This is a genomic window from Burkholderia stagnalis (assembly GCF_902830275.1).
In the GTDB taxonomy this organism is placed as follows: domain Bacteria; phylum Pseudomonadota; class Gammaproteobacteria; order Burkholderiales; family Burkholderiaceae; genus Burkholderia; species Burkholderia stagnalis.
The window spans coordinates 69,308-78,730 of the sequence record NZ_CADESW010000030.1; the positions used below are offsets into that span (position 1 = coordinate 69,308).

A 9,423-nucleotide genomic window follows, 5' to 3' on the forward strand; every position below is an offset into this window, starting at 1 on the left:
GCCGCGCGGGCGCCGCTCAGGCGCTCGCCACCTGCGCGCCTTGCGCGGCCCGCCATTTCATCCATGCGCCGTACACGAGCGACGCCAGCACGAGGCCGACGAACCACGCGTACGTATAAAGCGTGTTGAGGAACGCCGGCACGTTCGGGAACGACGCCGGAAACGCCGTATGCAGGAAGCCCGGCAGGTTCGGCAGCACGCCGGCGGCCAGCGCCGCGAGCGCGGCCGGGTTCCAGCCGCGCGTGTAGCTGAAGCGGCCGTTCTCGTCGAACAGCGCGCGCGTGTCGAGCCGCGTGCCGCGAATCAGGAAGTAGTCGACCATCAGGATCCCGGCCACCGGCCCGAGCAGCGCCGAGTATCCGACGAGCCACGTGAAGATGTAGCCGTCGGTGGTCGCGAGGATCTTCCACGGCATCATCACGATCGCGATCGTCGCGGTGATCAGGCCGCCCGTGCGATACGAGATCCGTTTCGGCCACAGGCTCGAGAAATCGTATGCGGGGCCGACGAGATTCGCCGCGAGGTTGCAGCACATCGTGTCGAGCGTGAGGATCACGAGCGCGATGCCGACGCCGATGCCGGTCATCCGGCTCGTCAGGTCGATCGGATCCCAGATCGCCTTGCCGTAGATCACGACGGTCGCCGACGTCACGACCACCGACACCACCGACAGCAGCGCCATCGGCACCGGCAGCCCGATCGACTGCCCGATCACCTGGTCGCGCTGCGAATGCGCGAAGCGCGTGAAATCCGGGATGTTGAGCGCGAGCGTCGCCCAGAAGCCGACCATCGCGGTCAGCCCCGGCCAGAACGTCGCCCAGAACAGCCCCGCCTTCTTGCCGCCCGCCGCGAACTGCGACGGCGCCGACAGCATCGAGCCGAACCCGCCCGCCTTCGACGTCGCCCACCAGACGAGCGCGACGCACATCACGACCTTGATCGGCGCCGACCAGCTCTCGAGCCAGCGGATCGAATCGGTGCCGTGCAGGATGAAATAGAGCTGCAGCGCCCAGAACACCAGAAAACACGCGAGCTGCGCCAGCGAGATGCCGATGACCGGCAGCGCCGCGCCATGCAGCGCGTTGCCCGTCAGGATGTTGAGCAGCGTGTAGATCGCGCTGCCGCCGAGCCAGGTCTGGATGCCGTACCAGCCGCACGCGACGATCGCGCGCAGCAGCGCCGGCAGCTTCGCGCCCTGCGTGCCGAACGACGAGCGCACGAGCACCGCATACGGGATGCCGTGCTTCGCGCCCGCGTGGCCGATCAGCAGCATCGGCACGAGCACGATCAGGTTGCCGAGCAGCACCGTCAGCACCGCCTGCCACGGCGACATGCCTTCCTCGGTCAGGCCGGCCGCGAGCATGTACGACGCGATGTTCATCACCATCCCGACCCACAGCGCCGCGAAGTGATACCACTTCCACGTGCGCTGCGCGGCCGTCGTCGGTGCGAGGTCGTCGTTGTAGAGGTTGCCGCCGTGCGCGGCGGCGCCGTCGGGATCGGCGGGGTTCGCTGTCAGCTTCATTGAGACACTCCACGGAATCGTCCGCGCCGGCGCGATGTCGTGTGCGACACGGGGTCGACACCGGCTCGAATGGATCTGAAACGGCAGCGCGAGGCCAACGCCTCGCGCGCCGCACGCCGGTCAAGCGGCCTTCGCGTGCTTCTCCGGTTCCGCGGTGCCCGCACCTGCGTCGACGCGCGACGGGTTGTTCGGATGCGTGGTCCAGTTCGCATAGTTTCCCGAGTCGACGCGCGCCATCGTGATGCATTGCTCGACCGGGCACACATGCATGCATAAATTGCACCCGACGCATTCCGCGTCGATCACCTCGAAGTGGCGCACGCCGCCCTTCTCGCGCGTGATCGCCTGATGCGACGTGTCCTCGCACGCGATATGGCACAGCCCGCACTGGATGCAGCGATCCTGGTCGATGCGCGCCTTGATGTCGTAGTTCAGGTTCAGGTATTTCCAGTCGGTGACGTTCGGCACCGCGCGGCCGCGCACGTCGTCGAGCGTCGCGTAGCCCTTGTCGTCCATCCAGTTCGACAGCCCGTCCACGAAATCCGACACGATCCGGAAACCGTAGTGCATCGCCGCCGTGCACACCTGCACGCTGCCGGCGCCGAGCACGATGAACTCGGCCGCGTCCCGCCACGACGAGATGCCGCCGATGCCGGAGATCGGCAGGTTCGGCGTCTCGGGGTCGCGCGCGATCTCCGCGACCATGTTCAGCGCGATCGGCTTCACGGCCGGGCCGCAATAGCCGCCGTGGGTGCCCTTGCCGTCGACCGTCGGCATCGGCGCCATCTGGTCGAGGTCGACCGCGACGATCGAGTTGATCGTGTTGATCAGCGACACGCCGTCCGCCCCGCCCTTGTATGCGGCGCGCGAGCCCATCCGGATGTCGCTGATGTTCGGCGTCAGCTTCACGAGGCACGGCAGCTTCGTGCCCTCCTTGACCCAGCGCGTGACCATCTCGACATACTCGGGCACCTGCCCGACCGCCGCGCCCATCCCGCGCTCGCTCATCCCGTGCGGGCAGCCGAAGTTGAGTTCGACCGCATCGGCGCCGGTGTCCTCGACGAGCGGCAGGATCCATTTCCAGTCGCGTTCGTTGCACGGCACCATCAGCGACACGATCAGTGCGCGGTCCGGCCAGTCGCGCTTCACCTGTGCGATCTCGCGCAGGTTCACGTCGAGCGGGCGATCGGTGATCAGCTCGATGTTGTTCAGCCCCGCGATGCGCTGGCCGTTCCACTGCACCGCGCCATAGCGCGAGCTGACGTTGACGACGTGCGGATCGAGCCCGAGCGTCTTCCACACGACGCCGCCCCAGCCCGCTTCGAATGCGCGGTTCACGTTGTAGGCTTTGTCGGTCGGCGGCGCGGACGCGAGCCAGAAGGGATTCGGCGAAGTGATGCCCGCGATGGTGCAGCGAAGGTCGGCCATGATCGGCTCCGTGAGTGTGGGGTCGTTGTCGTGATCGGTGGTGCGTGCGGCGGGCGTGAGCCCGTCGCTCATGCCGCCCGCGCGTCGCGCTGCGCAAGCGCCGCGTCGATCGACGCGGCCGCGACCTTGCCGTCCTGCACCGCCTGGACCGTCAGGTCGACGCCGCCCGTGGCCGCGCAGTCGCCGCCCGCCCAGACGTCCGGCAGCGTGGTCTGCCCGTTCGCGTCGACCGCGATCCGGCCGCCGTCGAGCGTCAGCAGCTCGCGCGCGACGCCGGCCGGCACGAGCACCTGGCCGATCGCCTTCAGCACCATGTCCGCGTCGAGCGTGAAGCGGTCGCCCGCGGCCCCTTCGAATTCCACGCCACTCACCTGCCCGTCGCGGCCGAGCAGGCGCACCGGCTTCGCGTGCGTGACGAGCGTGACGCCGTTCTTCTGCGCGAACTCGCGTTCGGCCCAGGTCGCGCTCATCGCATCCACACCGCGCCGATAAACCATCGTGACGCTCGCCGCGCCGAGCTTGCGGCTCTGCACGGCCGCATCGACCGCCGTGTTGCCGCCGCCGATCACCACCACGCGGCGCCCGACCGGCACGTGCTCGAGCGCATCGGCCTGCCGCACCTGCTCGATGAAATCGACCGCGTTCATCACGCCGACGAGCGCTTCGCCATCGAGCGCGAGCGCGCGCACGCCGGCAAGGCCGATCGCGAGAAACACCGCGTCGTGCTGCTCGCGCAGCGCGTCGAGCGTCACGTCGCGCCCGAGCGCGACGCCCGTCCGCAGCGCGATGCCGCCGGCCGACAGCAGCCAGTCGACCTCGCGCTGCGCAAAGTCGTCGACGGTCTTGTAGGCCGCGATCCCGTATTCGTTGAGCCCACCCGCCTTCGCATGCGCGTCGAACAGCGTGACGCGGTGCCCGGCCAGCGCAAGCCGGTGCGCACATGCGAGCCCGGCCGGCCCGGCGCCGACCACCGCGACGTGGCGCCCCGTGTCGGGCGCGCGCCGGAACGACACCGCGCCCGACGCCATCGCCCAGTCGGTTGCATGCCGCTGCAGCGCGCCGATCGCGACCGGCTGCGCGTCCTGGTGATTGCGCACGCACGCCCCTTCGCACAGGATCTCGGTCGGGCACACGCGCGCGCACATGCCGCCGAGCGGGTTCGCCGACAGGATGTCCGTCGCCGCGCCCTTCAGGTTGCCGTTGCCGATCTTGCGGATGAAGCCGGGAATGTCGATCCGCGTCGGGCAGGCCTGCACGCACGGCGCGTCGTAGCAGTAATGGCACCGGCTCGCCGCGGCGGCCGCGGCGGTCGGATCGAGCAGCGGCGCGATATCGGCGAACTCGCACGCGAGTTGCTCGGACGACAGGCGGTGCGCGGCGATATCGCCGGTTTGCTGGGTGGCCATACTCGTTCCTTCGTCAAGGTGAGGACAAAGCCGTGCCTGCCGGCCGCGCTCGCGCGAAGCCGGGACGGCATATTGATAGCAATGCGTACGATCAGTCGATAAGGGGATGCCGGCTACGGCAGCGTCGTCATGACGCGGGTTCGCATGCGCGCGACAGCATCGCGTGCAGCAGCACGTTCGCGCCGGCCTCGATCCATTCGGGCGTCGCGTCCTCGATCTCGTTGTGGCTGATGCCGTCGACACAGGGCACGAACACCATCGACGTCGGCGCGACCTGCGCGAGATAGCACGCGTCGTGGCCCGCGCCCGACACCATGTCGCGATGCGAATAGCCGAAGCGCTCGGCCGCGGCACGCACGGCCGCCACGCAGTCGGCGTCGAACGCGACGGGCTTGTAGTAGAAGATCTGCTCGAGCTGCGTGTCGAGGCCGATGCCGGCCGCGATGCGCGCGACGCCGTCGCGCAGCGCGGCGTCCATTTGCGCGAGCACGGCGTCGTCCGGATGCCGGAAGTCGACCGTGAAGAACACGCGGCCCGGAATCACGTTCCGCGAGTTCGGATACACCTGCATCATGCCGACCGTCGCGCACCCGAACGGCGCGTGGTCGAGCCCGATCCGGTTGACGAGGTCGACCACGCGCGATGCGCCCAGCAGCGCGTCGCGGCGGCGGGGCATCGGCGTCGGGCCGGCATGCGCCTCCTGCCCCGTGAGCGTGATTTCATACCAGCGCTGCCCCTGCGCATCGGTGACGACGCCGATCGTCTTCTGCTCCGCTTCGAGAATCGGCCCCTGCTCGATATGCAGCTCGAACGCCGCATGCAGCGGCCGGCCGCCGCACGGCACGTCGCCGGCGTAGCCGATGCGCGCGAGTTCGTCGCCGATCGTCTTGCCGTCGACATCCTTGCGCGACAAGCCGTATTCGAGCGGGAAGACGCCGGCGAACACGCCCGAGGCGACCATCGCGGGCGCGAAGCGCGAGCCCTCCTCGTTGGTCCAGATCACCACCTCGACCGGATGCTCGGTTTCGATCCCGCGATCGTTGAGGCTGCGAATCACTTCGAGTCCGCCCAGCACGCCGTAGATGCCGTCGAAACGGCCGCCCGTCGGCTGCGAATCCGCATGCGACCCGGTGACGACCGGCGGCGCATCCGCCACGCGTCCTGCGCGACGCATGAACACGTTCCCCATCCGGTCGACCGTCACCGTGCAGCCGGCTTCTTTCGCCCAACTGACGATCAGGTCGCGGCCGGCCTTGTCGAGATCGGTGAGGGCGAGGCGGCAGACGCCGCCCTTCGGCGTCGCGCCGATCTTCGCCATCTGCATCAGGCTGTCCCACAAGCGCGTGCCGTCGACCTTGATCGACGGGTCGAGTGTTGCCCGCTTCACTGCTTCGGATACCGCGTTCATGCGCGTTGCTCCTCTGGGTCGGTCATGCTGTCGGTTCGGTCGCTGCCGGTGCACGCGCGGTGTTTGATGGGGCATGTCCGCACGCACCCGGTGCACGATTCCGGCTCACCGGCGACATCTGGCCGGGCGTGTCGCCAAGGCCATCTGCCGCTCATCCAATCCTGTCCGATTGGACAGGTTTTAGGCTAATCTTTCTGCCAAATCAACGTCTTTCTTGCGTGAACAGATATAGCGAGAAGCGTGCCACTGCATCGCAACATATGCGGTGCGCACACGCATCCGCACGTGTGCCGTCGCAATGCCGGGCGGCTAGAATGAAGCGCAACGCGGCATGCGCGCCGCGCGAGGCCTACGATGAAACGTGACGAAGCGGTAGCGGAAATGACGAAACGCGACGAAATGCCCACGCCTTTGCGGCGACGCAAGGCGCACATTCGCGAGTCGAATGAAGCGCATCTGCTCGCGTGCGCCGAAGCCGTGTTCGCGGAACGCGGGCTCGACGGCGCGAGCACCGCGATGATCGCGGAGCGCGCCGGCCTGCCGAAAGCCAACCTGCATTACTACTTCCCGACAAAGCTGGCGCTGTACCGCCGCGTGCTCGAGGATCTGTTCGAGGACTGGCATCGGGCCGCCAACACGTTCGAGGACAGCGACGACCCGGTCGAGGCGATCGGCGGCTACGTGCGCGCGAAGATGGCGCTGTCGCGCCGGCGGCCACTCGGCTCGAAGGTATGGGCGAACGAGATCATCCAGGGCGCGGAGCACATGCAGGACATCCTCGCGCTGCGCGTCAAACCGTGGTTCGACACGCGCGTGAAGGTGATCGATGACTGGATCGCGCGCGGGCTGCTCGCGCCGATCGACGCGCAGGCGTTGATGTACCTGATCTGGGCGACGACGCAGCATTACGCGGACTTCGATGCGCAAATCCGCGCATTGAGCGGCAAGCGCGCGCTGACGCAGAAGGCGTTTGCGGAGAAATCCGAACAGGTGGTTCAGCTGGTGATCCGGGCGTGCGGCGCCGTTTCGCCGAACGCGAAGCGTTAGCACGGGCATTTGTCTGACGTGTGCGTGGGATGACGGGGCCGTACGTCAGCTGGTAATCCGGGCGTGCGGCGCCGTTTCGCCGAACGCGAAGCGTTAGCACGGGCATTTGTCTACGTGTGCGTGGGATGATGGGGCCGTACGTCAGCTGGTGATCCGGGCGTGCGGTGCCGTCTCGCCGAGCGCGAAGCGTTAGCACGGGTATTTGTCTACGTGTGCGTGGGATGACGGGGCCGTACGTCAGCTGGTAATCCGGGCGTGCGGTGCCGTCTCGCCGAGCGCGAAGCGTTAGCACGGGCATTTGTCTGACGTGTGCGTGGGATGACGGGGCCGTACGTCAGCTGGTGATCCGGGCGTGCGGTGCCGTCTCGCCGAGTGCGAAGCGTTAGCACGGGCATTTTTCTGACGTGTGCGTGGGATGACGGGGCCGTACGTCAGCTGGTGATCCGGGCGTGCGGTGCCGTCTCGCCGAGTGCGACGCGTTAGCACGGGTATTTGTCTGACGTGGGTGTGGGATGACGGGGCCGTACTGCGTGCAGACGCTTCATGATCCGGTGATTCGTGCTGTCGCACGATCGTTGCGCCCACAACGATGCAATAGGTCGTGCGACGGATGAGTCATCAGATGAATGCACGTTCGGAATCGCGCTACGGTTGAACTGCGCCTGTCCCACGCCGTCCGCGCCCGGACCGTATGGTAAGCTCGCGCGGCAAGCCGACCTGCGGTCGCCGCGCCGCTTGATACCGCTTCGCGGGTCACGGCGCGCCGGCCGGAGTACGCGTTCCGCTGTGCCGCATGGGCCGGCAACCGAATCGTGTTTCCATTCTCATGCAAGCATCCGATCCTTTCTCCGGCTACGTGAGCGACGTCACGTTCCCGGACCGCTTCCATCGCGAGTTGTCCCCCGCGTGGCTGAACTACGCCAGCGTGCTGGGCGGCGGCCGGCCGAAGGCGCTGGACCGGCCGTTCCGCTACCTCGACCTCGGCTGCGGCTTCGCGCATTCGACCGTCATCAATGCGGCGGCATTTCCGCACGCCGAATTCCACGCGTGCGACTTCAATCCGGCCCACATCGACGCGGCCGCGCGGCGCGCGGCCCGGCTCGGGATCGACAATGTCGTGTTCCACGAGGCGAGCTTCGACGCGCTGCTCGGCCAGGATCTGCCGTCGTTCGATTTCATTGTGATGCACGGCGTCTACAGCTGGGTCGATGCTGATGTCCGGCACGTTGTCCGGCAATTGATCGCGCGACACCTGGCCGATGAAGGGCGGGTCTACGTCAGCTACAACTGTCACCCGGGCTGGGCGGCCGAAATGCCGTTGCGCAAGTTGATGCTCGAACTGGCACAGGCGGCTGACGGCGGCATCGATGCGCGCACGGGCAGCGCGATCGCCAGCATGCAAAGTCTCGGCAACCCGAGTGTCCGGTATTTCCGCGACAATCCGGCCGCCGCCGACGCGCTGGCCGCGCTCGCGAAGGATCCGCACGAATACCTCGCGCACGAGTTCCTGAACCGGGCGTGGGAGGTCCACTACTCGGTCGACGTCGTCGACGAGATGGCCGCGGCGAACCTCGCTTACGCGGGCAGCGCAACGCTCGCGGACAATCATCCGATGCTGCTGATGGACCGCCAGGCCGCTAACGCAATCGCGGCACTGCCGAACGCGCGGCTACGACATCTGGCCGAGGACTTCGCCGTCAACCGCCGCTTTCGCCGCGATGTGTTCGTGCGCGGCACGCTCGCAAGCCAAGCGCCGGCCCAGGCCATCCGCTATCTCGACGAGATCGCGATCGGCTGCACGACCGAGGTGGAACGGATCGAGACACGCGTGGCGATACCGCGCGGCGCGTTGAGTTTTCAGCCCGACTTCATCGCCGATCTGCGTGCGCTGATGCGGCAAGGCTCAATGCGAATCGGTGAGATCGTTGCTCGTCTCGGCGGCGAGCGCCACAACCCGCCGGAGATCCTGCAGAACCTGCTGTTCCTTGTCGCGAGCGGTACGTTGACGCCGTTCGCCCAGGCAGGCGGCTACACGGAAACGGGGGAGCGACGTGCGGCAAGCCCATCGGCGGCACTGGCATTGACGCTGGCGAGCAGCGCCGACGACGCGACGCCCACGTTCGTGCCCTGCGAAGCGCTTGGCAGCGGCATCGCGGTGAAGTCAGACGAGGCAACGCAGGCGCTGCGCTGGATCGCCGGCGAGGCGATGCCACGCCCGGACCGGCTTGCGCGTCTCGGCGTGCTGCGCGGAGCGTGACACGTGCGGTGATTCTGGATTGAAGAAGAAGTAGAACGCGCCGGTAGTTGCCGGTCGCGGGGCCTGGCGCGGAGTCACCGTGACTACACGACACCAAGGCTCGTGTGCCGGGGAGTGATGCTGCGCTGATTGACGTGGCATGCATGCTTTGCATTCCGCGCGAACTGCGCGCATTTCCACGCCGCAAATGCAAAAACCCCCGCCGGTTGGGCGGGGGTTTCTGGCTTAGGGAGCCTGACGATTACCTACTTTCACACGGGAATCCGCACTATCATCGGCGTAGAGTCGTTTCACGGTCCTGTTCGGGATGGGAAGGGGTGGGACCGACTCGCTATGGTCATCAGGCAAAGAG

Annotated in this window: 6 protein-coding genes and 1 rRNA gene; 2 read left to right on the top strand and 5 right to left on the bottom strand. The window is 67.4% G+C overall.

Translation table 11 applies throughout. The annotated features are described in order from the left end of the window. Positions 1 to 16 precede the first annotated feature (16 nt). The 4 genes from HWY45_RS33510 to HWY45_RS33525 form a co-directional block, all read right to left on the bottom strand. A complete protein-coding gene (locus HWY45_RS33510; protein WP_059802604.1) occupies positions 17 to 1,525 on the bottom strand; it encodes an NCS1 family nucleobase:cation symporter-1 in 1,509 nt (502 codons plus the stop codon). Positions 1,526 to 1,645: 120 nt separating this feature from the next. Next, entirely contained in the window at positions 1,646 to 2,953 is a 1,308-nt protein-coding gene (gene preA, locus HWY45_RS33515) for an NAD-dependent dihydropyrimidine dehydrogenase subunit PreA (protein WP_059885837.1), read from the bottom strand. Positions 2,954 to 3,021: 68 nt separating this feature from the next. Continuing rightward, on the bottom strand, positions 3,022 to 4,359 hold the full coding sequence (locus HWY45_RS33520; RefSeq protein WP_059885819.1) for an NAD(P)-dependent oxidoreductase: 1,338 nt from the start codon (positions 4,357 to 4,359) through the stop codon (positions 3,022 to 3,024). 127 nt (positions 4,360 to 4,486) lie between these two features. Beyond that, positions 4,487 to 5,767, bottom strand: coding sequence for a Zn-dependent hydrolase (locus tag HWY45_RS33525; RefSeq protein ID WP_059885821.1), 1,281 nt, complete (start codon positions 5,765 to 5,767; stop codon positions 4,487 to 4,489). A gap of 354 nt (positions 5,768 to 6,121) precedes the next feature. On the opposite strand from HWY45_RS33525, the gene HWY45_RS33530 reads away from it, so the two are divergent. Both HWY45_RS33530 and HWY45_RS33535 read left to right on the top strand, forming a co-directional pair. After that, a complete protein-coding gene (locus HWY45_RS33530; RefSeq protein ID WP_059885822.1) occupies positions 6,122 to 6,814 on the top strand; it encodes a TetR/AcrR family transcriptional regulator in 693 nt (230 codons plus the stop codon). Positions 6,815 to 7,640: 826 nt separating this feature from the next. After that, on the top strand, positions 7,641 to 9,071 hold the full coding sequence (locus HWY45_RS33535; protein WP_059884187.1) for a class I SAM-dependent methyltransferase: 1,431 nt from the start codon (positions 7,641 to 7,643) through the stop codon (positions 9,069 to 9,071). Positions 9,072 to 9,303: 232 nt separating this feature from the next. Here HWY45_RS33535 and rrf read toward each other — a convergent pair. Continuing rightward, a 5S ribosomal RNA gene (gene rrf / locus HWY45_RS33540) occupies positions 9,304 to 9,416 on the bottom strand. Between the last annotated feature and the right edge of the window lie 7 nt (positions 9,417 to 9,423).